This is a genomic window from Geodermatophilaceae bacterium NBWT11 (genome assembly GCA_014218215.1).
GTDB lineage: Bacteria > Actinomycetota > Actinomycetes > Mycobacteriales > Geodermatophilaceae > Klenkia.
Window position 1 is genome coordinate 1,461,556 of the sequence record CP043652.1, and the last position, 23,563, is coordinate 1,485,118.

At 74.3% G+C, this 23,563-nt stretch carries 23 protein-coding genes; 10 read left to right on the forward strand and 13 right to left on the reverse strand.

Annotation, left to right across the window (positions count from 1 at the left end):
* The first annotated feature begins 77 nt into the window (after window positions 1-77).
* The gene (locus tag F1C76_07000; GenBank protein QNG36370.1) at window positions 78-716 is read left to right on the forward strand and encodes a PilZ domain-containing protein; all 639 of its coding nucleotides are present in this window, start codon (window positions 78-80) and stop codon (window positions 714-716) included.
* Here F1C76_07000 and F1C76_07005 read toward each other — a convergent pair.
* Together F1C76_07005 and F1C76_07010 are read right to left on the reverse strand one after the other, a co-directional pair.
* Complete coding sequence (locus tag F1C76_07005) at window positions 709-1,563, reverse strand: phosphoribosylaminoimidazolesuccinocarboxamide synthase (GenBank protein QNG36371.1); 855 nt, start codon at window positions 1,561-1,563, stop codon at window positions 709-711. The genes F1C76_07000 and F1C76_07005 overlap by 8 nt on opposite strands.
* Entirely contained in the window at window positions 1,560-2,867 is a 1,308-nt protein-coding gene (locus tag F1C76_07010; GenBank protein QNG36372.1) for an adenylosuccinate lyase, read from the reverse strand. The genes F1C76_07005 and F1C76_07010 overlap by 4 nt, the downstream gene beginning before the upstream one ends.
* 172 nt (window positions 2,868-3,039) lie before the next feature.
* On the opposite strand from F1C76_07010, the gene F1C76_07015 reads away from it, so the two are divergent.
* Complete coding sequence (locus tag F1C76_07015) at window positions 3,040-4,503, forward strand: AI-2E family transporter (GenBank protein ID QNG36373.1); 1,464 nt, start codon at window positions 3,040-3,042, stop codon at window positions 4,501-4,503.
* A gap of 63 nt (window positions 4,504-4,566) precedes the next feature.
* Here the strand turns inward: F1C76_07015 and purD are convergent, their stop codons facing one another.
* Window positions 4,567-5,841: a phosphoribosylamine--glycine ligase gene (gene purD / locus F1C76_07020; GenBank protein QNG36374.1), complete on the reverse strand. Its 1,275-nt coding sequence runs from the start codon at window positions 5,839-5,841 to the stop codon at window positions 4,567-4,569.
* A gap of 150 nt (window positions 5,842-5,991) precedes the next feature.
* Here purD and F1C76_07025 point away from each other — a divergent pair, with 150 nt between their 5' ends.
* Entirely contained in the window at window positions 5,992-7,026 is a 1,035-nt protein-coding gene (locus F1C76_07025) for a glycerophosphodiester phosphodiesterase (GenBank protein ID QNG36375.1), read from the forward strand.
* 110 nt (window positions 7,027-7,136) lie between these two features.
* Here F1C76_07025 and F1C76_07030 read toward each other — a convergent pair whose 3' ends face one another.
* Window positions 7,137-8,426 carry an adenylosuccinate synthase gene (locus tag F1C76_07030; GenBank protein QNG36376.1) on the reverse strand — a complete coding sequence of 430 codons (1,290 nt, stop codon included), beginning with the start codon at window positions 8,424-8,426 and terminating at the stop codon, window positions 7,137-7,139.
* Window positions 8,427-8,491: 65 nt separating this feature from the next.
* On the opposite strand from F1C76_07030, the gene F1C76_07035 reads away from it, so the two are divergent.
* On the forward strand, window positions 8,492-9,124 hold the full coding sequence (locus tag F1C76_07035; GenBank protein QNG36377.1) for a hypothetical protein: 633 nt from the start codon (window positions 8,492-8,494) through the stop codon (window positions 9,122-9,124).
* Here F1C76_07035 and F1C76_07040 read toward each other — a convergent pair.
* Window positions 9,121-10,356: an MFS transporter gene (locus F1C76_07040; protein ID QNG36378.1), complete on the reverse strand. Its 1,236-nt coding sequence runs from the start codon at window positions 10,354-10,356 to the stop codon at window positions 9,121-9,123. The two genes, F1C76_07035 and F1C76_07040, sit on opposite strands and share 4 nt — an antisense overlap.
* Before the next feature lie 126 nt (window positions 10,357-10,482).
* Here F1C76_07040 and F1C76_07045 point away from each other — a divergent pair, with 126 nt between their 5' ends.
* A complete protein-coding gene (locus tag F1C76_07045) occupies window positions 10,483-11,529 on the forward strand; it encodes an ABC transporter permease (GenBank protein QNG39068.1) in 1,047 nt (348 codons plus the stop codon).
* Window positions 11,526-12,410, forward strand: a complete 885-nt coding sequence (locus F1C76_07050) for a sugar ABC transporter ATP-binding protein (GenBank protein QNG36379.1) — start codon at window positions 11,526-11,528, stop codon at window positions 12,408-12,410. The genes F1C76_07045 and F1C76_07050 overlap by 4 nt, the downstream gene beginning before the upstream one ends.
* A gap of 74 nt (window positions 12,411-12,484) precedes the next feature.
* Here F1C76_07050 and F1C76_07055 read toward each other — a convergent pair whose 3' ends face one another.
* Genes F1C76_07055 through fbaA form a run of 3 tightly spaced genes read right to left on the reverse strand, consistent with a single transcriptional unit; the run spans window position 12,485 to window position 15,068 of the window.
* Window positions 12,485-13,771, reverse strand: coding sequence for a hypothetical protein (locus F1C76_07055; GenBank protein QNG36380.1), 1,287 nt, complete (start codon window positions 13,769-13,771; stop codon window positions 12,485-12,487).
* On the reverse strand, window positions 13,633-14,040 hold the full coding sequence (locus F1C76_07060) for a DUF3151 domain-containing protein (protein ID QNG36381.1): 408 nt from the start codon (window positions 14,038-14,040) through the stop codon (window positions 13,633-13,635). The genes F1C76_07055 and F1C76_07060 overlap by 139 nt, the downstream gene beginning before the upstream one ends.
* Entirely contained in the window at window positions 14,037-15,068 is a 1,032-nt protein-coding gene (gene fbaA, locus F1C76_07065; protein ID QNG36382.1) for a class II fructose-bisphosphate aldolase, read from the reverse strand. Before fbaA ends, F1C76_07060 begins: the two co-directional genes overlap by 4 nt.
* Before the next feature lie 106 nt (window positions 15,069-15,174).
* Here fbaA and F1C76_07070 point away from each other — a divergent pair, with 106 nt between their 5' ends.
* The gene (locus F1C76_07070) at window positions 15,175-15,792 is read left to right on the forward strand and encodes a hypothetical protein (protein QNG36383.1); all 618 of its coding nucleotides are present in this window, start codon (window positions 15,175-15,177) and stop codon (window positions 15,790-15,792) included.
* Here the strand turns inward: F1C76_07070 and F1C76_07075 are convergent.
* Both F1C76_07075 and F1C76_07080 read right to left on the reverse strand, forming a co-directional pair.
* Window positions 15,782-17,149 (reverse strand): flavoprotein oxidoreductase, encoded by a 1,368-nt coding sequence (locus F1C76_07075; GenBank protein ID QNG36384.1) that lies wholly within the window; start codon window positions 17,147-17,149, stop codon window positions 15,782-15,784. The genes F1C76_07070 and F1C76_07075 overlap by 11 nt on opposite strands.
* Before the next feature lie 28 nt (window positions 17,150-17,177).
* The gene (locus F1C76_07080) at window positions 17,178-18,593 is read right to left on the reverse strand and encodes an FAD-binding protein (GenBank protein QNG39069.1); all 1,416 of its coding nucleotides are present in this window, start codon (window positions 18,591-18,593) and stop codon (window positions 17,178-17,180) included.
* Between the two features lie 110 nt (window positions 18,594-18,703).
* Here F1C76_07080 and F1C76_07085 point away from each other — a divergent pair, with 110 nt between their 5' ends.
* Window positions 18,704-19,306 (forward strand): DedA family protein, encoded by a 603-nt coding sequence (locus tag F1C76_07085; GenBank protein QNG36385.1) that lies wholly within the window; start codon window positions 18,704-18,706, stop codon window positions 19,304-19,306.
* Here F1C76_07085 and F1C76_07090 read toward each other — a convergent pair.
* On the reverse strand, window positions 19,303-19,857 hold the full coding sequence (locus F1C76_07090) for an orotate phosphoribosyltransferase (protein QNG36386.1): 555 nt from the start codon (window positions 19,855-19,857) through the stop codon (window positions 19,303-19,305). The two genes, F1C76_07085 and F1C76_07090, sit on opposite strands and share 4 nt — an antisense overlap.
* A 33-nt stretch (window positions 19,858-19,890) precedes the next feature.
* Here F1C76_07090 and F1C76_07095 point away from each other — a divergent pair, with 33 nt between their 5' ends.
* The gene (locus F1C76_07095) at window positions 19,891-20,355 is read left to right on the forward strand and encodes a tryptophan-rich sensory protein (GenBank protein ID QNG36387.1); all 465 of its coding nucleotides are present in this window, start codon (window positions 19,891-19,893) and stop codon (window positions 20,353-20,355) included.
* A 69-nt stretch (window positions 20,356-20,424) separates the two neighbouring features.
* Here F1C76_07095 and F1C76_07100 read toward each other — a convergent pair whose 3' ends face one another.
* Together F1C76_07100 and F1C76_07105 are read right to left on the reverse strand one after the other, a co-directional pair.
* Window positions 20,425-21,108, reverse strand: coding sequence for a fasciclin domain-containing protein (locus F1C76_07100; protein ID QNG36388.1), 684 nt, complete (start codon window positions 21,106-21,108; stop codon window positions 20,425-20,427).
* A 150-nt stretch (window positions 21,109-21,258) separates the two neighbouring features.
* The gene (locus tag F1C76_07105) at window positions 21,259-22,893 is read right to left on the reverse strand and encodes a molybdopterin-dependent oxidoreductase (protein ID QNG39070.1); all 1,635 of its coding nucleotides are present in this window, start codon (window positions 22,891-22,893) and stop codon (window positions 21,259-21,261) included.
* Window positions 22,894-23,068: 175 nt separating this feature from the next.
* Between F1C76_07105 and F1C76_07110 the strand changes: the two genes are divergently transcribed.
* On the forward strand, window positions 23,069-23,560 hold the full coding sequence (locus F1C76_07110) for a hypothetical protein (GenBank protein QNG36389.1): 492 nt from the start codon (window positions 23,069-23,071) through the stop codon (window positions 23,558-23,560).
* Window positions 23,561-23,563: the final 3 nt, after the last annotated feature.

Genomic DNA, 23,563 nt, shown 5'->3' on the forward strand with positions numbered 1-23,563 from the left:
GGTTCCGCGAGGCCGGAAGCGGGACCGTCCGGTCTCCGGTCCGGCTAGCGTCCTCCCGATCCTGGAGGGAGGCCGACGTGACCCTGGCCAGCACGGTCGGCCGTGACCGGCCGGACTCGGGCGCCCGCGTGACGGTGCTCGCCGACGACGTCCTGCACGCCACCGAGGTGCGCCTGTCCACCGAGGTCGAGCTGACCGCTGCCGTGGCCCGCACCCGGGACGGCCGCCGCGTCCGACTCGCCCTGGGCACCGAGCTGCTGCTCAGCTGGTCCGCCGACGGTGGCGTGCGCGCCCGCCGCTACCGGGTGACCGACGTCCTGGGCGGTGGTGACCCGCGGTGGTCGCTGCGACCGCTCGCCCCCGCCGAGACCGGCAACCGCCGACTCGCCCCGCGGGCCGACATCGCCGTCCCGATGGCCGTCCAGGGGCCCGACGGGCTCGTCGTCGGCACCACCGTGGACCTGTCGGTCTCCGGCGCGCGGATCGCGTTCCCCGAACCGACCCTGCGCCGCCGGCTGCCGTCGGCCGGCGCCCCGGCCCAGCTGGTGCTGGTGGTCGACGACGTCCGGCTCGAGCTGGACGCCGACGTCGTCGACCTCGCCGCCCGGCCCGGGGGCCTCCGCGAGCTGCGGGTGGCCTACCTGGGCCTGGACCAGCCCACCGTCGAGGCGCTGCGGACGACGGTGGAACGGCTGCTGGGCGAGCGGGTCAGCTGAACGGCGTCCCGGTCAGCTGCTCGTAGGCGCTCACGTACCGCTCGCGGGTGGCCGCGACGACGTCCTCGGGCAGCTCCGGCGGCGCCGACTGCCGGTCCCAACCCGACGACGTCAGCCAGTCGCGCACGTACTGCTTGTCGTAGGAGGGCTGCGTGGCGCCCGGGGACCAGGTGACGGCCGGCCAGAAGCGCGAGGAGTCCGGGGTCAGCACCTCGTCGGCCAGCACCAGCGTGCCGCCCGCGACGCCGAACTCGAACTTGGTGTCGGCCAGCACGATGCCGGCGGCCGCGGCGATCTCCGCGCCCCGCCGGTAGAGGGCCAGCGTCAGGTCCCGCAGCGCCGCAGCCTGCTCGGCGCCGACGAGCTCGACGGTGCGGGCGTAGGTGATCGCCTCGTCGTGCTCGCCCACCTCGGCCTTGGTCGAGGGCGTGTAGACCGGCTCGGGCAGCCGGGAGCCCTCGACCAGCCCGGCGGGCAGGACGACGTCCTGGATCGCGCCTGCGCGCCGGTACTCCACCGTGCCCGAGCCCGAGAGGTACCCCCGGGCCACGCACTCGACCGGGATCATCTCCAGCCGGCGGACCAGCATCGCCCGCCCGGCGACCTCGGTGGGGACGTCGTCCGCACTGAGCAGGTGGTGCTGGGCACCGTGCGCGGCGAGCACGTCGGCGAGCTGGTCGAACCACCACACCGACAGCTGCGTGAGCACCCGGCCCTTGTCCGGGATCGGGGTGGGCAGCACGTGGTCGTAGGCCGAGATGCGGTCCGAGGCGACCAGCAGGAGGCGGTCGTCCCCTGCGTCGTACACCTCCCGGACCTTGCCCCGGGCGAGGAGCGGGAGGTTCACGACAGGGCGGCCAGGCGCTCGAACAGCGGGTCGAGGTTCTGCACGTACCGCTCGGGTCGGCAGATCTCGTCCAGCCGCGCCTCGTCGAGGGCCACGCCGTCGGTCTCTGCCTTGGCGCGCAGCGTTTCCCGGAACGGGGTGCCGGTCTTCCACGTCTCCATGGCAGCGGTCTGCACCAGGGCGTAGGACTGCTCGCGGCCCATCCCCGCCTCGACCAGCTCCAGCAGCACCGAGGAGGTGTAGATCAGCCCGCCGGTGGAGTCCAGGTTGGCCCGCATCCGCTCGGCGTCCACGACCAGGTTCTCGACCAGACCCGAGGTCAGGTCGAGCAGGTAGTCGGTGGTGATGGCGGCGTCGGGGAGGAAGACGCGCTCGGTCGAGGAGTGCGAGATGTCGCGCTCGTGCCAGAGCGGGATGCCCTCCATGACCGGCACGATCGCGGCCCGGACGACGCGGGCGAGGCCGGCGATCCGCTCGGAGCGGATCGGGTTCTTCTTGTGCGGCATCGCGCTCGAGCCCTTCTGGCCCGACCCGAAGGCCTCGGACAGCTCGCGCACCTCGGTGCGCTGGCCGTGCCGGACCTCCAGCGCGATCGCCTCGCAGACGGTGGCGATGATCGCCAGGGCGGAGACCCACTCGCTGATCCCGTCCCGCAGCACCACCTGGGTGGAGGCGTCGGCGGCGCGCAGGTCCAGCGCCTGCGCGACGGTGACCTCGACCGAGGGGTCGATGAGGGAGTAGGTGCCCACCGCACCGGAGATGGCGACGACGCCGACCGCCGTGCGCGCGGTGCGCAGCCGGTCGCGGGAGCGGGCGGCGGCGAAGGCCAGGTCGGCGACCCGGTGGCCCCACACGTCGGGCTCGGCGTGCACGCCGTGCGTGCGGCCGACCTTGAGGGTGTTCCGGTGGGCCAGCCCGTGGTCGCGCAGCGCGGCGACCAGCCGGTCGGCCTTGGCCAGCAGCACGTCGGTGGCGTCGGTGAGCTGCACGGCCAGGGCGGTGTCCAGCAGGTCCGAGCTGGTCATGCCGTGGTGCACGTAGGCCGCGGCCGAGCGGGGCTCGGTGTTGTCGGCCCACGCGCTGAGGAAGGCGATGACGTCGTGCTGGGTGGTCGCCTCGATCTCGGCGACCGCCTCGGGGGTGGGCGCCGGGGCGTTGCGCACCGGCTCCACGACCTCGGCCGGCACCCGACCGGCGGCGGCGTGCGCCTCGAGCACCAGGGTCTCCACGCGGCACCACAGCTCGTACTTGTGCTGCTCGCTCCAGACCACTCCCATCTCGGGGAGGGTGTAACGCTCGATCATGCGGGTACCAGGGCGGATCGGTCAGCTCGTCGCAGCACGGGGACATCCTCGCGCACGGCCGGCGTGATCGTGAACGGCCCTGCCCCAGCCGCTGCACGTGCACCACCCACCGCGACACCCACCAGCCCCGTCGGACTCCGGTCCACCCGGCCCGGCACACCCGAGGTCCCCCATGCTGCAGCGAGCGAACCACCTGCTGGACCGGGCGCGCGAGCGCATCCGGGCCGCCGCCGAGCACGACCCGCACGCCTGGCCCGACGGCACCGTCCTGGTCATGGAGGACGGCAGCCGGGTGACCGTCGACCACGTCGAGGACCCCGTCGAGGACGACCTCCGGGACGACGTCGGCGACGACGACCTGATCGAGGACGACGCCCGGGAGCACCCGCTCGGCAGCCCGCACCCCGACGCCCCCGACCTGGACTCCCCCGGTGGGGTGAGCGGTCCCCCGGCGCAGGGTCGCGCGGACCAGCGGGTGGCCCAGCGGCGCACCGCCCAGCGTCGGCGCAGCCTGCTCGCCTCGCGCGAGCCCCAGCACGCCGACGCCAACGTGCCCAACGCGCTGAAGACAGCCGCGGCCTGGGCCTGGCGGATCATCCTGGTGATCGCCGGGATCTACGCGGTCCTGTACGCCGCGGCGTACATGGCCGTGGTCGTGGTCCCGGTGATCGTCGCGCTGCTGCTCGCCGCGCTGCTGCAGCCCGGGGCGTCGTTCCTGCGCCGGCACGGCTGGCCCTCCTCGCTGGCCGCCCTGGCGATGCTGATCGTCGGCGTCGGGGTCGTCGCCGGGATCATCACGCTGGTCGTCGAGCGGTTCGCCGCCGGCTTCTCCGACCTGGTCGCCCAGCTCGACGAGGGCATCGGCCAGATCCGGGACTTCGTCGTCACCACCCTGCCGGTCACCGAGCGCCAGATCGACAACGCGATCACCAGCGCCCAGTCCGCCCTGGCCGACAACCAGTCGACCCTCACCCAGGGCGCGCTGACCACGGCGGTCACCGTCGGGGAGGTGCTCACCGGCCTGGTGCTGGCGTTGTTCACGCTCTTCTTCTTCCTCAAGGACGGGCGCAGCATCTGGCTGTGGATGGTGGGGCTGCTGCCCGCCGACAGCCGCGCCTACGTCGACGAGGCCGCCCGACGCTCCTGGCGCACGCTGATCTCCTACGTCCGTGCCACCGCCGTGGTGGCCCTGGTCGACGCGGTCGGCATCGGCATCGCGCTGGCCGTGCTCCAGGTGCCGCTGGTGGTGCCGCTGGCCGCGCTGGTGTTCCTCGGGGCGTTCATCCCGATCATCGGGTCGTTCCTGGCCGGGTCGATGGCCGTCCTGGTCGCCCTGGTGTCCAACGGGCCGATCACCGCACTGCTCGTGCTCGGCGCGACCGTGCTGATCATGCAGCTGGAGGGCCACGTGCTGCAGCCCCTGCTGCTGGGCCGGGCCGTCCGGGTGCACCCGCTGGCCGTGGTGCTCGCGATCGCCGCCGGCCTGCTCATCGCCGGCATCTTCGGCGCGCTGATCGCCGTCCCGACCATCGCCTGCGTGAACGTGGCCGGCACCTACCTGACCCGCCGGCACGAGGGACCGCGGCCGCCGGAGCCACAGCCGCGCCGGGACAAGGTGCCCGTCGCGACGGAGTGAAGGACCCCGCTGCCCCCCGGGCCACGCTCCGCGCGACCCGGGACCCTGCAGCGGGGCCGGTCGCTACGCGACGACGATGGCGCCCTCCAGGGCGGCCAGGCCGATGTCGGTGCGCCAGTGCGCGCCGTCCAGCCGGACGGCGGCCACCCGCTCGTAGGCGGTCTGCCGGGCGTCGGCCAGGTCGGTGCCGACGGCGGTCACCGCCAGCACCCGCCCCCCGGCCGAGTGCACGCTGCTGTCGAGGGCCACCCGGGTGCCGGCGTGCAGCACGCCCTCGCCGTCGGCACCGGTGACGACGTCGCCGGTGCGCGGGGACTCCGGGTACCCGTGCGCGGCCACGACGACGGTCACCGCGGCACCCTCGGCCCACTCCAGCGGCGGGTGGGCGGCGAGGGTGCCGGTGGCCGCGGCCAGCAGCAGCCCGGCCAGCGGGGTGCGCAGCAGCGGCAGGACGACCTGGGTCTCCGGGTCGCCGAAGCGGGCGTTGAACTCGACCACGCGCACGCCCCGGCCGGTGAGCGCCAGGCCGGCGTAGAGCAGACCGCTGAACGGCTCGCCGCGCCGGGCCATCTCGTCGACGGTCGGCTGCAGCACGGTGGCCAGCACCTCCTCGACCAGCCCGGCGGGGGCCCAGGGCAGCGGGGCGTAGGCGCCCATGCCGCCGGTGTTCGGTCCGCCGTCGCCGTCGTCGCGGCGCTTGTGGTCCTGGGCGGGCAGCAGCGGCAGCACCGTCGTCCCGTCGGTGACGGCGAACAGGCTCACCTCGGGGCCGTCGAGGAACTCCTCGACCAGCACCGAGTGCCCGCCCTCCAGCACCGCGTGACCGTGCGCGAGGGCGGCGGCCCGGTCGGTGGTGACCAGCACGCCCTTGCCGGCGGCCAGCCCGTCGTCCTTGACCACGTACGGCGCTCCCGGGGCGTTGACCGCGGCGACCTCGTCGAGCGCGGTGTGCAGCTCGGCCTCCCCGCCCACGGCCCAGGACCGTGCCGTGGGCACGCCGGCGGCCTCCATGACGTGCTTGGCGAAGGCCTTGGAGCCCTCGATCTGGGCGGCCTGCGCCGAGGGGCCGAAGCAGGCGATGCCGGCGTCGCGGACGACGTCGGCCACCCCGGCGACCAGCGGCACCTCCGGGCCGACGACGACGAGGTCGGCGGCCCACGCCACGGCCAGCGCGGTCACCGCCTCGGGATCGGCGGCCGCGACCGGGTGCGCCTCGGCGAGCGCGACCGTGCCGGCGTTGCCCGGCGCACAGGCCAGCGCCGTCACCGCGGGGTCGTGGTCGAGGGCGACACAGAGGGCGTGCTCACGAGCACCGGAACCGATCACGAGCACGCGCATGGCGGGGAACCTACCGGGGCGCCCTGCGACCGCGAGGTCGGTCACACCCGGGCTGCTGCGCCGCAGGTGAGCCGGTCGTCCGCGCGATGGTCAGGCGACTGCCAGGCTCCGTTCGCCGACTGGACACCCGCCCGGAGTCTCCTGGGAGCCATGGACGAGACCGACCTGAGGGTCGCTCCTGCCGCCGCCCCCTCCTCGCGGGTCACCCGCCGTCGACCCGTGGTGGTCGGGCACCGGGGCGCCCCCGCGCACCGCCCCGAGCACACCTGGTCGGGCTACTCCCTGGCCCTGGACCTGGGCGCTGACCTCATCGAGCCCGACGTGGTGGCCACCCGCGACGGGGCCCTCGTCGTCCGGCACGAGAACGAGCTGTCGCTGACCACCGACATCGCCGCGCACCCCGAGTTCGCCGACCGCCGGCGCACCCAGGAGGTCGCCGGGGAGCTCTACACCGGCTGGTTCGCCGAGGACCTGACCCTGGCCGAGGTCCGCACCCTGCGGGCCACCGAGCGCTGGCCGCAGCTGCGCCCGAGCAACACCCGGTTCGCCGGGCTCGAGCCGGTGCTCACCCTGGCCGAGGTGGTCGCGCTGGCCACGTCCCGCGGCGCCCGGGTGCAGGCCGAGCTGAAGAACCCCACCTGGTCGGCCTCCGTCGGGCTGCCGCTGGCCGAGCTGGTGGCCGCCGAGGTCACCGCCGCGGGTGCCCTGGGCGACGTCGTCCTCCAGAGCTTCGACGCCGCCGGGATGCGCGAGCTGCGCGGCCGGCTCGGCGCCGCCGCCACGCTGGTGCAGCTGGTCGGGAGCGAGGCCGTGTACGACGGCATGGTCACCCCCGCCGGGCTGCGCGAGATCAGCACCTACGCCGGGGGCATCGGCCCCAGCACCAAGCGGATCCTGCTGCGCGACGCCGACCAGACGATGGTGGGCGTCTCCGACCTGGTCGCCCAGGCGCACCGGGCCGGGCTCACCGTCGTCCCCTACACCGTGCGGGCGGAGAACACCTTCCTGCCGCTGCACCTGCGCCGCGGCACCGACCCCGCCGCCCGCGGCGACGTGCACGCCGAGGCCCGCCTGCTGCTGGCCCTGGGCGTGGACGGCGTGATCACCGACAGCCCCGAGGTCGCCGTCCGCGAGCGCGCCGAGCTCGAGGCCCCCGCCCTCGCCCCGGTGCGCCCCCGGCTCTGAGGCCCTTCAGCGTGGATCAGGTGACCTGATCGAAGACTGGCCGCCCTCACCAGCGTTGGTGAGGGCGGCCAGCTTTGGATCAGGAGACCTGATCGAAGCTGCGCGGGGCGTCAGTCCAGGAGGTCGTGGATCAGCACGTTCTCGTCGCGGCCGGGGCCGACGCCGATGACGCTGATCCGGGCACCCGAGAGCTCCTCGAGGCGCTTCACGTAGGCCTGCGCGGTGGCGGGCAGCTCGTCGAAGGTGCGGCAGTGCGTGATGTCCTCGGACCAGCCCGGCATCTCCTCGTACACCGGGGTGGCGTGGTGGAAGTCGGTCTGGGTCATCGGCATCTCGTCGTGCCGGACGCCGTCGACGTCGTAGGCCACGCAGATCGGCACCGTCTCCAGCCCGCTGAGCACGTCGAGCTTGGTGAGGAAGAAGTCGGTGATGCCGTTGACCCGCGAGGCGTACCGGGCGATGACGGCGTCGAACCAGCCGCAGCGCCGGTCGCGTCCGGTGGTCACGCCGACCTCGCCGCCCTGCTTGCGCAGGTACTCCCCGAAGCCGTCGAACAGCTCCGTCGGGAAGGGGCCCGAGCCGACGCGGGTCGTGTAGGCCTTCAGGATCCCGACGACCCGCGTGATGCGGGTGGGCCCGATGCCCGAGCCGGCCGAGGCGCCGCCGGCGGTCGGGGACGACGAGGTGACGAACGGGTAGGTGCCGTGGTCGACGTCCAGGAGCGTGCCCTGCGAGCCCTCCAGCAGCACCCACTCCCCGGCGTCGATCGCGTTGCCCAGCAGCAGGCGGGTGTCGGCGATCCGGTGCTTGAGCACCTCGGCGTACCCGGCGTACTCCTCGACCACCTCGTCGACGTCGATGGCCTTGCGGTTGTAGACCTTGACCAGGATCTGGTTCTTCTCCCGGAGCACGGCCTCGAGCTTGTCGCGCAGGATGCCGAGGTCGAGGAGGTCCTGCGCGCGGATGCCGACGCGGGCGACCTTGTCGCCGTACGCCGGGCCGATCCCGCGGCCGGTGGTGCCGATCTTGGCCTTGCCCAGGAAGCGCTCGGTGACCCGGTCCAGGGCGCGGTGGTGCGGCATGATCAGGTGCGCGTCGCTGGAGATCACCAGCCGCGACGTGTCCACCCCGCGCTCCTCCAGGCCGGCGAGCTCGCCGATCAGCACCTCGGGGTCGACGACGACGCCGTTGCCGATCACCGGCGTGCAACCCGGGGTCAGGATCCCGGAGGGGATGAGGTGGAGGGCGTACTTCTCGCCGTCCGGGGTGATCACGGTGTGCCCGGCGTTGTTCCCGCCCTGGTAGCGGACGACGTAGGGGACGCGGCCGCCGAGGATGTCGGTGGCCTTCCCCTTGCCCTCGTCGCCCCACTGGGCACCGATCAGCACGACAGCCGGCATCGGGTGGATCTCCTCAGGTTCTCGGGCCCCGGCGACGACCGGCTGGCAGGTGGGAGGGTATCGCTGTGCCCGTCGTCCCGTTCGACCTGCGCGGTCTCGCCCCCGGTCAGGGGCCCTCGCGCCGACACGTCGCGTCCGTGGTCGACGCGGCGTCCGGCCAGGACACGACGATCGCCGTCGCCGGCCGGGTGCCGGCCCTGGCCGCCGTCCTCGCCCGGCTGTGGAAGACCGACCGACTGCCCGGGGTGGCCGTGGCCTGGGAACCGGTGGACGGCGACCGCGACTGCTCCGGCCTGGCCCGTGACCTGGGCCTGGGCACCGGGGAGCCGCGTGAGCTGTCCCTCGTGCGCGACGACCACGGCGGGGTGCTGCTGCACCACGGCCGTGTCGAGGCCGCCGGGGAGCCGCGCCGGGCGCTGGCCCGCCGGTTCGGCGCGCAGGCCCACCACGACAGCACCAAGATCGCCGACGGCCAGATCACCCGCATCGAGGTGCGGCCGCGCTGGGACGTCGCCGACGAGCTGAGCGTCGGCGTGGTGACCGTGCCGCTGCGTCCGCTCCGGCGCAGCACCGGGCGGGCCGTGCAGATCGCCTGCGACTCGGCCCGGGTGGTGCGCGACGGGGTGCCGCTGGACCGCGACGTCGTCCGCTGGACCTGGTACGCCGACGACCGGGTGCGCTGGCGGCTGCAGCCCTAGCGACCGGGCGCCACCACCGGGACGACGGTCGTGGCGCGGGTCGCGCCCGCGGCCCGCAGCGCCGCCCGCCCCGGACCGGCGGTGACCGCCATCAGCACCAGCCCGACCCCGGCGAGCACCAGGATCGGGACCCCGCCCCGGAGCGCGTCCCCGCTGGCCAGCGCCAGCACGGTGGGGACGACGAAGCCCGCGTACACCGGCAGGTAGAAGGCGCTCAGCAACGCACCGCGCCGGTCCGCGGGCGCCACCCGGTCGCAGACCGCCACGCCCGACGTCATCCCCAGCCCCTCCCCCAGTCCGATCAGCAGGCAGGCCGGCAGCACCCAGGGCCACCCGCCGGGCTGGACGGCGAGGTACCCCAGCGCGCAGCCCACCGCCGCGAGCAGCGCTGCCAGCGGACCGGCCACCACCGGGCCCAGCCGGGTCGCCAGCGGGGTGACCAGCGCGGCGCTGCCCTGCACCAGCAGCGCGGACACCCCGACGAGGGCGAACACCGCCCCGAACCCGGCTCCGGCGACCAGCAGCGGGAACACCGTCAGCGACAGCACCGCGTACGTGTAGACGGTCAGCCCCACCGGCACCAGGTAGGCCCAGAACGCCCGGCGGGCGACCCGGGGGACGCCGAGGGCCAACCGACCGGGACGGCGTTCCAGCACCGTCTCGGGCACCCCGCGCAACGCGAGCACCGCGACCAGCAGCAGCACCGCCGAGGGCACCAGCGCGACCAGCTGGGGTGCCGGCCCCCACTGCACCAGCAGACCGGCGACCAGCGGGCCCGCGGCGAACCCGGTGGCCATCGCCGCACTGGCCACGGCCGCGGCCCGGCGCACCCGACCCGGTCCCTCGTCGTCCTCGGAGGCCGACAGCTCGCGCAGCCACACGGTGCCGACGGTGAACACCGCCCCGCTGGCCAGGCCCTGGGCCACCCGGCCGACCACCAGCAGCGGCACCCCGCCGACGTCGGCGGCGATCAGCACCAGCGTGCAGACCAGCGCGGCGACCACCCCGCCGAGCACCACCCGGCGTCGCCCGTCCCGGTCCGACAGCGGGCCCGCCAGCAGCAGCGAGGGCACCAGACCGACGGCGTAGGCGGCGAAGAACAGGGTCAGCGTCAGGGCGCCCAGGTCGAGCACGTCGGCGTACCGCAACAGCAGCGGGGACGGCGACTGGGTGCTCACCGCCGTCGCGAACAGGGCGAGGAGCAACCGGCGACGCTGCCGGGAGGGGGCCATCTGCGCACCGTAGGGGGTGCGGGGTCCGGGACGCCCCCCGTCGTGGACACTGGGGCACACCGCCTGCGCCGAGGAGGACCCGCTGCCGTCCACCCGACCGCAGGCGCGCGCGTGAGCACCGCCCAGCTGCCGTTCACCGCCCGGCCGGCGCCCCCGCCGCGGTCCCCCGGGCGACGTCTGATCGACCGCGCCCTGGCCCGACCCAGCCTGGCGGCCCTGGTCGCCACGATCGCCGTCGTCGTCTTCTTCGCCCTGCAGGCGCCGCAGCTGCTGACCACCGGCGGCATCGCCACCGTGCTCGACGTGGCAGCGCTGCTCGGCATCGGCGGGGTCGCCGTGGCCATGCTGCTCATCGCCGGTCAGTTCGACCTCTCCGTCGGGGTCGTCGCCACCGGCAGCAGCCTGGTCACCGCGCTCCTGGTCAGCCAGGCGGGCTGGGGGCTGTGGCCGGCGCTGGGGGTCTCGCTGGCCGCCGCGCTGCTCACCGGGCTGGTGAACGGCCTGCTCGTGGTCAGCACCGGGCTGCCCAGCTTCCTGGTCACCCTGGCCACGTTCCTGGTGCTGCAGGGCACCTCGATCGCCGTCACCGAGGCCGTGGCCGGCTCCGGGCAGATCAGCGGGCTGTCGGCCGCCCCCGGCTGGGAGTCGGTGCGGGCGGTCTTCGGCCTGACCGTGCAGCTGGGCGACGGCCGCTTCCGGGTCTCGCTGCTGTGGTGGCTGGGCGTGACGCTGCTGGCCAGCTGGGTGCTCTGGCGCACGCGGTTCGGCAACGCGGTGCTCGGGTCCGGCGGCGCCCCCCGACCGGCCCGGGAGCTCGGCGTCCCGGTCACCCGGACCACGGTCACCCTCTTCCTGGGCACCGCCGCCGCCGGCTGGCTGATCGGCACCCTGGGCCTGGTGCGCCTGAGCGGGGTGCAGGTCGACCCGGTGCTGGGCGCCGAGATCGAGTACGTCGTCGTCGCCGTCATCGGCGGGTGCCTGCTCACCGGGGGCTACGGGTCGGCGGTCGGCGCCTCGATCGGGGCACTGCTCTACGCCGTGGCCCGCGAGGGGATCGTGCTGGCCGGCTGGGACCCGCGTTGGTTCCAGGCCTTCCTGGGCGTCCTGCTGCTGCTCGCCCTGCTGGCCAACGGCGTCGTCCGGCGCCGGCTGCTGGCGGTGCCACGGTCGTGACCGGCACCCAGCCCCCGCTCCCCTTCGAGGAGACCTTCCCCGGCGACCCGTCGGGTGACGCCGTCGCCGGTGACCCCACCGCTCCCCCCGCGGGCACCCCGGTGCTGGAGCTCAAGGGGCTCAGCGTCCGGTACGGCAACGTGCCCGCGCTGGCCCGGGTGTCGGCCCGGCTGCGCGCCGGTGAGGTCACCTGCGTGCTGGGCGAGAACGGCGCCGGGAAGTCGACGCTGGTGCAGGTGCTGTCCGGGGTGCGCCGGCACGACGAGGGCGAGCTGCTCCTCGACGGCACCGCGGTCCGCTTCCGGTCCCCCAAGCAGGCCCGCGCGCGCGGCATCGCCACCGTCTGGCAGGACCTCGCCGTCGCCCCGCTGATGAGCGTGTGGCGCAACTTCTTCCTCGGCTGCGAGCCCACCCGCGGGGTCTGGCCGCTGCGCCGGCTGGACCGCGAGGGCGCCCGGGAGACCACGGTGCGGGCCATGGCCCGGGTCGGGGTCACCGACATCGACCCCGACCGCCCGGCCAGCGCGCTGCAGGCCGGCGAGCGGCACAGCCTGGCCATCGCCCGCGCCCTGCACTTCGGCGCCCGCGTGCTGGTGGTCGACGAGTCCTCCGCGCCCCTGACGGTCAGCCAGCACGCGCTGGTGCTCCAGTCGGTCAGCGCCGCCCGCGACCAGGGCCTGGCCGTCGTCCTGGTCACCCACAACACGCAGTACGCGCACATCGTCGGCGACCGCTTCCTGCTGCTCGCCGGCGGCGCCGTGGCCGGCAACCTCACCCGCGACGACGTCGACGTCGACGACCTCACCCGCCTGGTCGCCGGCGGTGACGACCTCACGGCGCTGGTCAGCGTCCTCCGCGCCGCCCACCCCGACCTCCGCTGACCCGCCCCTGTCCGGTCATCTGGCAGGGATCCGGTCACCGGACACGCTGACCGGATCCCTGCAGGGTGACCGGATCACCCGGCGCGCGGACGACGACGGCGCCCGTCCAGCACCCGGAAGAGCGGTGGCCCGGGCGGGACCTGGGCCAGGAGACGCACCAGCCGGTCGAGAGCTCGCGGCCACCCCTGGTCGTCCAGGTCGGCGTCCACGACCGTCCAGAACCTCAGGCCGGCCGCGATGAGCGCCTCCCGCTGCCGCTTCTCCGCCCAGTGCGCCTGCTCGGTGGTCCGGCCACCCCACGGATCCCGGTACTTCACCCGCCCGTCGCAGGCCATCAGCACACGCTGCCGCCGCCAGAGCCCGTCGGCCTCCCACGTGACGGGCCCAGCGACGACGACCACCTGCAGCTGTGGGATCTCGATCGACGCCTCCACCAGCCGGAGCCTGGTCCGGGTCTCCAACGGGGAGTCCGCTCCGTCGCAGCTGAGGTCTGCCACCCGGCGGGCGGCGGCCACGCCCCGCTGGCCGGCGGCCTCGACCAGGGCCTCCGCCAGCTCCGCCTCGCTCAACCGCCCACCCCAGCGTGCGGCGTCGGTGAGGATCAGCGCCTCCTCCAGCGTCCACTCCCGGGCGCAGTCGACGACGGTGCGGGCGAGCGTGGTGACGGGCAGTCCCAGCCGGGTGGTGGTGGAGCCGGGTGGCAGCGGCGCGTGGGTGACCTCGTAGCCCCGGCCGCGCCGGTGCTGCGCCGGGTCGGTCAGGGTCACCGTCCCGCGCAGCCGCCGTGGTGTGGGCAGGCCCCACACCCGCGCGGCGGACAGCCCGCTCAGCACCGCTGACGGGCGGGCCAGGGTCAGCACCACGGCGGAGGCCTCCAGCACCGGGCGCCGGCCCTCGGCATCGGCCGCGGCCAGGACGTCGGTAGCGACGAACGCACCTCGCCGTAGCCGCACCCATGCGCCGGCGTCGACCAGGCGGCGCACCTCCTGGGGCCCGATGCCCGCGCGGACGAGGTCCCGGGTGCAGACGACGCCGTGCTGTCGCTCGGCCGCCAGCCGCAGGAAGGAGTGCACCCGTCCACCGTGCCGACCCGGAGGCTCCCGCGGGCGACGTCGGCAAGATCTGTGGACAACGGACAGCCGATCACCGTGCAGGGATCCGGTCGGCGTGTGCGGTGACCGGATCCCTGCCAGGTGACCGGCTGGGATGGGGCGGGAACGGGTCAGGCGGCGAGGCTGGGGTCGCAGTCCCGCAGGAGCTCGGTGAGGCGCTGGGTCTCCGCGGTCTCGCCGATCGCCTCGCTGGCCTTGGCCAGCTCCGTCACGCAGCGCAGGAAGCCCTGGTTGGGCTCGTGGCTCCACGGGACCGGGCCGAAGCCCTTCCAGCCGTTGCGGCGCAGGGCGTCCAGGCCGCGGTGGTAGCCGGTGCGGGCGTAGGCGTAGGCCTCGATGGTGCGGCCGCCCTGCAGCGCGTTCTCGGCCAGTGCGGCCCAGGCGGCGCTGACGGTCGGGTGCGCAGCGGCGACGACGGCCGGGTCGGTGCCGTCGGCCAGCGCGTCGTCGGCCTCGGGCTCCGCGGGCAGGCGGGTGGCCGGGGGCTCGCCGAGCAGGTTGTGGTGGGAGTGGGTCACGACTGGGCCCTGCCCGCCGACAGCAGGTCCTCACACGCGGTCTGCACGCGCTCGGCCATGCCGATCTCGGCGGCCTTCATGTAGGTGCGCGGGTCGTAGACCTTCTTGTTGCCGACCTCGCCGTCGATCTTCAGCACGCCGTCGTAGTTGCTGAGCATGTGCCCGGCGATGGGGCGGGTGAAGGCGTACTGGGTGTCGGTGTCGACGTTCATCTTCACGACGCCGTAGGACAGCGCCTCGCGGATCTCCTCCTGCGAGGAGCCCGACCCGCCGTGGAAGACCAGGTTGAACGGCTTGCTGCCGGCCTCGAGGCCGAGCTCGGCGACGACGACCTCCTGGCCCTCCTTGAGGACCTCGGGGCGCAGCTTCACGTTGCCCGGCTTGTAGACCCCGTGCACGTTGCCGAAGGTCGCGGCCAGCAGGTAGACGCCCTTCTCGCCGAGGCCGAGGGTCTTCGCGGTCTGGATGAAGTCGCCGGGGGCGGTGTAGAGCTTGTCGTTGATGTCGTGGCTGACGCCGTCCTCCTCGCCGCCGACGACGCCGATCTCGAGCTCCAGCACGATCTTCGCCGCGGAGGTCTTGGCGATCAGCTCCTCGGCGATGGACAGGTTCTCGTCCAGGTCGATGGCCGAGCCGTCCCACATGTGCGACTGGAACAGCGGGTTCTCGCCCCGGTCCACCCGCTCCTGGGACAGCGCGATGAGCGGCCGGACGTAGGAGTCCAGCTTCTCCTTCTGGCAGTGGTCGGTGTGCAGCGCCACCTGGACCGGGTACTGCTTCGCCACGACGTGGGCGTACTCGGCCAGCGCGCTGGCGCCGACCACCATGTCCTTGACCCGGGTGCCGGAGATGAACTCCGCACCGCCGGTGGAGAACTGGATGATCCCGTCGCTACCGGCGTCGGCGAACCCGCGCAGCGCGGCGTTGACCGTCTCCGAGGACGTGCAGTTGATGGCCGGGTAGGCGAAACCGCCCTCCTTCGCCCGGCTGATCATGTCGGCGTAGACCTCGGGGGTCGCGATGGGCACGGTGACGCTCCTGTCGATCGAGGAAGACCTGCTCGGGGTCCAGTATCCCGCCCCATCGGGGGACGACGACAGCGGGCGAGCGTCGGACCCGGCAGGATCACCGCCCGTGACGACACCCCCCGTCCCCGCCCGCCGGCAGCTGCTCCCCCTCGTGGGGTGGCTCGTGACCCTGGCCGCGGCCCTGTTGTCGATCCTGCTGACCGACGACAGCGTCTGGGGGCGCGGTGTGCTCGAGGACGGCGGGGAGGTCACCGCGACCCAGGGAGTGCTGGTGTCGGTCCCGGACTACCAGGCGACGATCGTCCTGGCCTTCGCCGGCCTGGGCATCGCCGCGGTCGTCGGTCTGGCCGCGGTGCCGTGGTCCAGGGCGACCCGCTGGGCGCTGGCCGCGGTCGTCGGGGCGCTCGTCGTGGCCGGCGTCGTGGCCACCCTCGCCCAGGCGCAGGACAGCCCCACGGGTGAGCTGATCGGCGCCCTGGTCGTCTCCCTGGTCCCGGCTGCCCTGTTCCTGCTGCTGGTCTGGCGGAGGCTGCGCCGCACCAGCGCGTCCATCGCCTTCGTCGCCGTGTCCGTGGGTCTGGTCGCCCACGCGATCACCCTGGTCCGGCTGCTCGGGTCTGCCGGCTCCCCCGCGGCGGGCGCCTGGGCGATGGCCGTGCTGCTGGTCCTGGGTCTGGCCGGCAGCCTGCTGGTGCTGCGGTCGGTCGCCCGGGTCAGCCCCTGACGACCGCGCTGGCCTTGCGGGCGGCGACGGCGACGACGTCGTAGGTCGGGGAGAACGGCGGGGCGTAGGACAGGTCCGACGCCGCGAGGTCCGCGGCGGTCATCCCGGCCCAGATCGCGGTGGCCAGGACGTCGACCCGCTTGCCCGCGCCCGGGCCGCCCACGACCTGACCGCCCAGGATCCGGCCCGAGCCGACCTCGGTGACCAGCTTGACCGTCAGCCCCTCGGCGCCGGGGTAGTAGCCGGCCCGGGTGGTGCCCTCGACGACGTCGCTGGTGAACGCGTAGCCGGCCTGCTCGGCCTGGGTGGTGCACAGCCCGGTGCGACCGATCTCGGTGTCGCCCACCTTGGTCAGCGCCGTCCCCAGCACCCCGCCGAAGCGGGCCGGCCGACCGGCGATGACCGAGCCGGCCACCCGGCCCTGCTTGTTGGCGTGGGTGCCCAGCGCGACGTGCTGGGGCTCGCCGGTGAGCTGGTGGTAGGTCTGCACGCAGTCCCCGGCGGCGAACACGTCGGGATGGCTGCGGCTGCGCATCGTGGCGTCGACGTCGATCCCGCCGGTCACCCCGATCGCGATGCCCGCGGCCTCGGCCAGCGATGCCTCCGGGCCCATGCCCAGCCCGAGGACGATGATCTCGGCGTCGTAGGAGCCCTCGTCGGTGCGCACCCCGCAGGCCCGCCCGTCGGCGTCCAGCAGCACCTCCTCGACCGCCTGGTCGGTGTGCACGGTCATCCCCAGCTCGCGCATCGCGGCCAGCACCAGGTCGCCCATGTCGGCGTCCAGCAGGCCCATCGGCAGCGGGTCGGCCAGCACGACGGTGACGTCCAGGCCGCGGGTCTGCAGCACCTCGGCCATCTCCAGGCCGATGTAGCCCCCGCCCATGACGACCGCGCGCCGGGGACCGTCGGCGGGCAGCTCGTCGATCGCGGCCCGGATGGCCTCGCCGTCGTCGAGCCGGTGCACGCCGAACACCCCCGGGGCGTCCAGGCCGGGGATCGGCGGGCGGGTGGGCTTGCCGCCGGTGGCGATCAGCAGGGTGTCGTAGTCGAACGAGCGCCCGTCGGCGGTGGCCACCGTCCTGGCCTCGGTGTCGATCGCGGTGGCCCGGGTGCCGGTGTGCACGGTGAGCCCCTTGGACCGGTGCTCCTCGGGGGTGCGGGCGACCAGGGCGTCGCGGCCCTCGACCAGGTCACCGATCCAGTAGGGGATGCCGCAGGCGGAGAACGAGGTGTCCCCGCCCTGCTCGAGGACGACGATCTCCAGTTCGTCCTCGTCCCGGATCCGTCGCGCCTGGGCGGCGGCGGACATGCCCGCCGCGTCGCCCCCGATCACCAGCAGTCGTGCCCGCCCCGTCATGGACCGAGCGTCCCAGGAACCACCGGGTTCAGCGCAGCGACGCCGCCCCGGCCAGGTCGGCGACGCTCGCCGAGCGGAACATCTTGCCCGGGTTCAGCAGCCCCTGCGGGTCCAGCGCGGCCTTGACCGCCTGGTGCACCGACAGCGAGACCGGGCCGATCTCGCGCTCCAGCCAGTCGGTCTTGAGGTTGCCGACGCCGTGCTCGCCGGTGATCGTGCCGCCCAGCGACAGCCCGAGCTCGAGGACGTCGTCGAAGGCGCTGAACGCCCGGGTGCGCTGGTCGTCGTCGGTGGGGTCGAACACGACGGTGGGGTGCATGTTGCCGTCCCCGGCGTGCCCGACGACGCCGATCACCAGGCCGCACCGCTCGGCGATGGCGTCGCAGCCGTCCAGGAACGCCGCGATCCGCGAGCGGGGGACGGCGACGTCGTCGATGAGCGTGGTGCCCAACCGCTCCAGGGCGGGCAGCGCCATCCGGCGGGCGGTGAGCAGCAGGTCGCCCTCGGCGGCGTCGTCGGTGACGTGCACCAGGTCGGCGCCGGCGTCGCGGCACAGCTGGGCCAGCGCCTCCATCTCGTCGACCGCGGCCTGCCCGCCGGCGTCGGACTGGGCGACCAGCAGGGCGTGGGCGTCCCGGTCGAGGTCGGCCTTGAGCATGTCGTCCACGGCCCGGATGCAGGTCCGGTCCATCACCTCGAGCAGGCTCGGCACCAGGCCCGAGGTCACCACGGCCTCCACGACCTGCCCGGTCTGCGCGGTGGTGGTGAAGCTGGCGACCAGGGTGACCGGCGTCTTCGGCGCGGGGCGCAACGACAGGGTGGCCTCGGTGATCACCCCGAGGGTGCCCTCGGACCCGACGAAGAGCCGGGCCAGGTCGTAGCCGGCCACGCCCTTCACCGTCCGGCGCCCGGTGCGCAGCACCCGGCCGTCGGCGAGCACGACCTCCAGGCCGAGCACGTAGTCGGTGGTCACGCCGTACTTGACACAGCACAGGCCGCCGGAGTTGTTGGCCAGGTTGCCGCCGATCGTGCACCAGTCGTAGGAGGACGGGTCCGGCGGGTAGAACAGCCCGTCGGTGGCCACCGCGTCCCGCAGCGCCTTGTTGACCACCCCGGGCTGGACGACGGCGAGCCGGTCGGCCGTGGACACCTCGAGGACCGCGTCCATCCGGGTGAGCACCAGGGTGATCGCCCCGTCGATCGCGTTGGCCGCCCCGGCCAGCCCCGAGCCGGCACCGCGCGGGACGACGGGGACGCCGTGCGCCGAGGCGATCCGCATCACCGCGGAGACCTCGTCGGTGGTCCGGGGCAGCACGACCGCGGCCGGGGTGCCGGACTCGGCCAGCATCGCCTGGTCCCGGGCGTAGGCGGCGGTCACGTCGGGGTCGGTGAGCACGCTGCCGGCACCCAGGGCGTCGACGAGCTCGTCGAGCCAGGCGGGCACGGGTGCGGTGTGCGACGTCGTCGTCGCGGTGATGGCGGTCACGCGACCACCGTACGACGGGCCACCGACATCCAGCTCCTGCACAGCCGACGCCCGTACGGTCCCGCCCCGTGACCGGCTTCCTCGACCCGACGAACCTGATCGACACCTTCGGGCTGATCGGCATCGCCGTGGTGCTGTTCGCCGAGTGCGGGCTGCTGGTCGGGTTCTTCCTGCCCGGGGACTCGCTGCTCTTCACCGCCGGGCTGCTGGCCGCCGCCGGTCGCATCGCGCCGCTGTGGGTGCTGCTGCTGGTGCTCCCGGTCGCGGCGATCGCCGGCAACCTGGTGGGCTGGTGGATCGGCCGGAAGGCCGGGCCGGCGGTGTTCCGTCGTCCGGACAGCCGCCTGTTCAAGGCCGACCACGTCGACCGGTCCCAGGCCTTCTTCGACCGGCACGGCCCACGCACCGTCCTGCTCGCCCGCTTCGTGCCGGTGGTGCGCACCTTCGCCACGGTGATGGCCGGCGCCTCCCGGATGGACCTGCGCCGCTTCGCCCTCTGGTCGGCCCTGGGCGGGCTGCTCTGGGCCGGTGGGCTGACCCTGCTCGGCTTCTGGCTGGGTCAGGTCGCCCTCGTCCGGGAGCACGTGGAGCTGTTCGTGCTCGGCGTCGTGGCGCTGTCCCTGCTGCCGGTGGTGGTCGAGGTGCTCCGCACCCGCCGGACGACGGCCTAGGCCAGGCCCAGGTCGCGGAGGTCGAACGCGGCGAGGTAGGTGTATCCGGCGGCCTCGACGGCCGCGCGCGCCCCGCGGTCGACGATCACGGCGATGCCGACGACCTCGGCCCCGGCCTCGGTGAGCGCCTCGGCGGCGGTCAGCGGGCTGGTGCCGGTGGTGGAGACGTCCTCGACGACGAGCACCGTGCGGCCGGCGACGTCGGGGCCCTCGATCCGGCGCTGCAGGCCGTGCGCCTTGCCCTGCTTGCGGACGACGCAGGCGTCCAGGAAGCCCTGACCGTCGCTGGCCGCGTGCAGCATCGCCGTGGCCACCGGGTCGGCACCCAGGGTCAGCCCGCCGACGACGTCGTAGGACAGGTCGACGGTGAGCTGGCGCATCACCCGGCCCACCAGCGGGGCCCCCTCGTGGTGCAGCGTCAGCCGGCGGAGGTCGATGTACCAGTCGGCCTCGGCGCCAGAGGAGAGCGTCACCTTCCCGTGCACCACGGCGAGGTCGGTGATCAGCTCCAGGAGCCGGTCACGGTCGGGGTGGTGGGAGGGCGCGGTCATGCGCCCGACCGTACTGGGGACGACGATCCGGGCATGACCTCCTCCTCGGACCGGGTGGCCGCGGCTGCCCTCGCCGTCGGTTCCGCCGTCGTCGGTGGCCTGGCCACCGACCCGGACAGTCGCTGGTTCCGGCGCCTGGACAAGCCGGCGTTCTACCCGCCACCGCAGGCCTTCGGCATCGTCTGGAGCGCGCTCTACACCGGCATCGCCTGGGCCGGTGGCGAGGTCCTGAGCCGGGCCGACGGGCAGCAGCGCCACGACTTCGGCCGGGCCTACGCGGCGAACCTGGCGCTGAACACCGCCTGGACGCCGCTGTTCTTCCGGGCCCACCGGCCGTGGCTGGCCACCGCGGAGTCCGCTCTGCTCACCGCCTCCACGGTCGACCTGGTGCGGCGGGCCGACCGGGTGAGCCGTCCCGCGGCCGCGGCGCTGGTGCCCTACGCGGCCTGGACGGCGTTCGCGACGGTGCTGTCCGGGGCCATCGCCCGGCGGAACTGACCCACCACGCGCGGCAGGGCCGCCGTCCGGGGTGCGGACGGCGGCCCTGACGGGTCGTGCGGGGTTCGATCAGGCAGCGGCGGGCGCGAGGACCTGGTCGATGATGTAGACGGTCGCGTTCTCGGTCTGCACGTTGCCGCAGATGACGTTGGCGTCAGCGGAGGCCAGCAGGGTCTGGTCGGCCGAGATGGTGAACGACTCGCCGGAGCCCTCGATGGTGACGGTGTCGCCGAGCAGGGTGGTCTGCTCGCCGGCCAGCGCGTCGGGGGCCAGGCGGCCGCCGATGACGTGGTGCTGCAGGACCGAGGTCAGCTGCGGCACGTCGGCCAGCAGGGCGTTGAGGTTCTCCGACGGGACGGCCTCGAACGCCGGGTTGGCCGGGGCCAGCACGGTGATGTCCTCGGCGGAGTTCAGGGTGTCGACCAGGTTGGCGGCCGTGACGGCCTGGACCAGGGTCGAGAGCACCGGGTTGCCGGAGGCGGCGGTGGCGACCGGCTGGGCGCTCATCGTGTCGAAGGAGCCCTCACCGTCGGTGGGGACCAGCGAGCAGGCCTCGCCGAAGGGCTCGGTGGAGGCGGCCTCGGTGGTCTCCGAGGAGGTGGCGCTCTCGGCGGCCGAGGAGGCGGCGGAGGTGGCCGAACCGACGGCGTCGCCGGCCTCGTCCGCGGCGTCGGAGCCACAGGCGGTCATGGTGAGCGCGAAGGCGGAGGTGGCGGCGATCAGGGCGCCACGGGTGAGACGGGTGCTCTTCATGGGGTGGTGCTCCTCGTACTCGTGCGACGGCGTGTCGCGGTGGGGGGTTGTCCCGGTCGGGCCGGGGCGCCTCCGGCCGGATGGCCGTCGACGAGCTCTGTGGGTGTGCTCAGCTGCTGGACAGCGGAAACACGGTTGGGCGGTTCGTGATCACGTCGTGACCACCCGGATCGAGTGCAGTCCGGTGGCGCCGTTCGGGAACGGGGCGACCCGCTCCTCGGTCTGCGTCTCACCGGTCGTGTCCGTGGCCCGGACGGTGAACTGGTGCTGGCCGGCGGCGAGGTCCACGGGCAGGACCCACTGGCGCCAGAGGTCGGCGTTCACCTCGGGGGACAGCTGCGCCTCCACCCAGTCGGCGTCGTCGACCTTGACCTCGACCTTGGCGATCCCCCGGCCCTGGGCCCAGGCGACGCCCGCGACCGGGGTCGTGCCGGCGGGGATGTTGCGCAGGGCGGCCGGGGTGTCGATCCGGGAGAAGACCTTGATCGGGGCGTCGGTGGCCCAGTCCCGCTCGGTCCAGTAGGCGTCGACGGCGTCGTAGGTGGTCGCCTGGATCTCGGTGAGCCACTTGCAGGCCGACACGTAGCCGTAGAGACCGGGGATGAGCATCCGGACCGGGAAGCCGTGGTCCACCAGGAGCGGCTCGCCGTTCATGCCGATCGCCAGCATCGCGTCCTCGACGTCGAGCGCGGACTCGGTCGGCGTGCCGATGGTCATGCCGTCGGAGGACCGGCAGACCAGCTGGTTGGAGGAGGACTGGACGCCGTTCTCGCGGAGGAAGTCCCCGAGCGGGACGCCGATCCAGCGGGCGGTGCTGGCCAGCTTGCCGCCGACCTCGTTGGAGACGCAGGTCAGCGTGATGTCCCGCTCGATCAGGTCGTCGCGGTCGAAGAGCTCCTGGAGCGTGAAGCTGCGGGGGCTGTCGAACATCCCGCTCAGCGTCAGCGAGTACTCCGAGGGGCTGATCTGGGGCACGGTGATGGCCGTGTCGACCCGGTAGAAGTCGGAGTTGGCGGTGAAGAGCGGGGTCAGGTCGGGGGTGCTGGTCGCCAGGTCGGCACCGGCCGGCAGGGCCGGGGCGGCCGAGGACGGGCTGGGCAGGCTCAGGTCGGACCGGGCGCCGGCGACGTCGAAGCGACGCTGCAGCAGACGGCCACCTCCGCCGGTGACGACGGCGGCACCCACCGCGACACCGGAGGTGAGGAAGAAGCGGCGGCGGTCGAGCGCGAAGCCCTTCCGGTCACCGGAGCCGAGCACCTCGCGCAGCCGGTCGACGATCGCCTCGTCGGCGTGCTGCCGGGAGGCTGTCGAGCCCCCACCCTCGACCCGGGCGACCGGGGCGGGGGCCGAGCTGCGGGCGGAGGCCAGCAGCGGGGAGACCAGCGCGCCGAGGGCGACCACGCCCACCAGGGCGCCGACCAGGGAGGGCAGCCCGTCGAGCAGGCCACCGGCCGGACGGGTCACCGCGGCGACGACGCCGATGACGCCGAAGAGCGCGATGCCCAGGAAGCCGACCAGTCGGCTGCGCAGCGAGACCAGGCCGACGGCGAGGGCGTAGAGCGCGATGACGACCAGCACGCCGCCGATGAGGACGATCTTGTCGTCCTCGCCGAACTGCTCGATGGCGAAGCTCTTGAGCGACTCGGGGGTGAGCGTGATGGCCGCGTTGCCGACGGCGACGACCGGGCTGGAGGCGGGGCCCACGAGACCGGCGACCAGCTCCCCGACGCCCAGCGCGACGGCGGCGGCCAGGAGGCCGGCGAGGGCGGCGAGCACCCGACGCAGTCGACGGGCACCCCGGGTGGGGGCGTCGTCGGCGCCGGCTGCGGGGGCCGGGGACTGCTCGGTCAGGGTCACGCCCTGGGTTCGGGCCGAGTGCGTCAACGGTTCATCACGAACCTGTAACGACTGTGGAACGGGGCTGGGCACCGGCTGTGGGTCTGCGTGCCAGGGTGGGCCGGTGCCCCAGACGAGCAGCCCGTCCCCGAGCCCGGCCCCGCCGTCGTTGCGGATCGCGGTAGGCCTGCTCCTGCTGCTCGCGGTGCTGCTGCTGGCCAGCGGGGCGTTGACCCTGGCCGGGCGCGAGACGGTGGTCGACCGGTTCCTGTCCGTCCAGCCCGACCTGGACCGGGAGACCGTGATGCGGTCCCTCGTGCTGGGCCAGGTCCGCTACCTGCTGGTCGGGGTCGCCGCGCTCGTGGCGGCCGTCTTCCTGCTGCGCCGCCGGGCGTGGTCCCGCTGGCTGGGCCTGCTGGCCGTGCTGTTCCTGGGCCTGCTGACGCTGCTGTCGATGGTGGACGCCGGCGGCGCCACCCTGTTCTCCCTGCTGGTCGTGGTGCTCTGCGTCGGTGCCGCCAGCAGCCTGCTGGCCGGGACCACCGCCTCCGCCGTCGGGCGCGGTCGGACGCCGGGGAGCACCCCGGGGACCGCCGCGCCCGACCGGCGCAGCTGACCG

Coding starts and splice junctions, on each gene's coding strand:
- F1C76_07010 (QNG36372.1), bottom strand. CDS start 2,867: ATGATCGAGCGTTACACCCTCCCCGAGATGGGAGTGGTCTGGAGCGAG.
- F1C76_07015 (QNG36373.1), top strand. CDS start 3,040: ATGCTGCAGCGAGCGAACCACCTGCTGGACCGGGCGCGCGAGCGCATC.
- purD (QNG36374.1), bottom strand. CDS start 5,841: ATGCGCGTGCTCGTGATCGGTTCCGGTGCTCGTGAGCACGCCCTCTGT.
- F1C76_07025 (QNG36375.1), top strand. CDS start 5,992: ATGGACGAGACCGACCTGAGGGTCGCTCCTGCCGCCGCCCCCTCCTCG.
- F1C76_07030 (QNG36376.1), bottom strand. CDS start 8,426: ATGCCGGCTGTCGTGCTGATCGGTGCCCAGTGGGGCGACGAGGGCAAG.
- F1C76_07040 (QNG36378.1), bottom strand. CDS start 10,356: ATGGCCCCCTCCCGGCAGCGTCGCCGGTTGCTCCTCGCCCTGTTCGCG.
- F1C76_07075 (QNG36384.1), bottom strand. CDS start 17,149: ATGACGGGGCGGGCACGACTGCTGGTGATCGGGGGCGACGCGGCGGGC.
- F1C76_07090 (QNG36386.1), bottom strand. CDS start 19,857: ATGACCGCGCCCTCCCACCACCCCGACCGTGACCGGCTCCTGGAGCTG.
- F1C76_07095 (QNG36387.1), top strand. CDS start 19,891: ATGACCTCCTCCTCGGACCGGGTGGCCGCGGCTGCCCTCGCCGTCGGT.
- F1C76_07100 (QNG36388.1), bottom strand. CDS start 21,108: ATGAAGAGCACCCGTCTCACCCGTGGCGCCCTGATCGCCGCCACCTCC.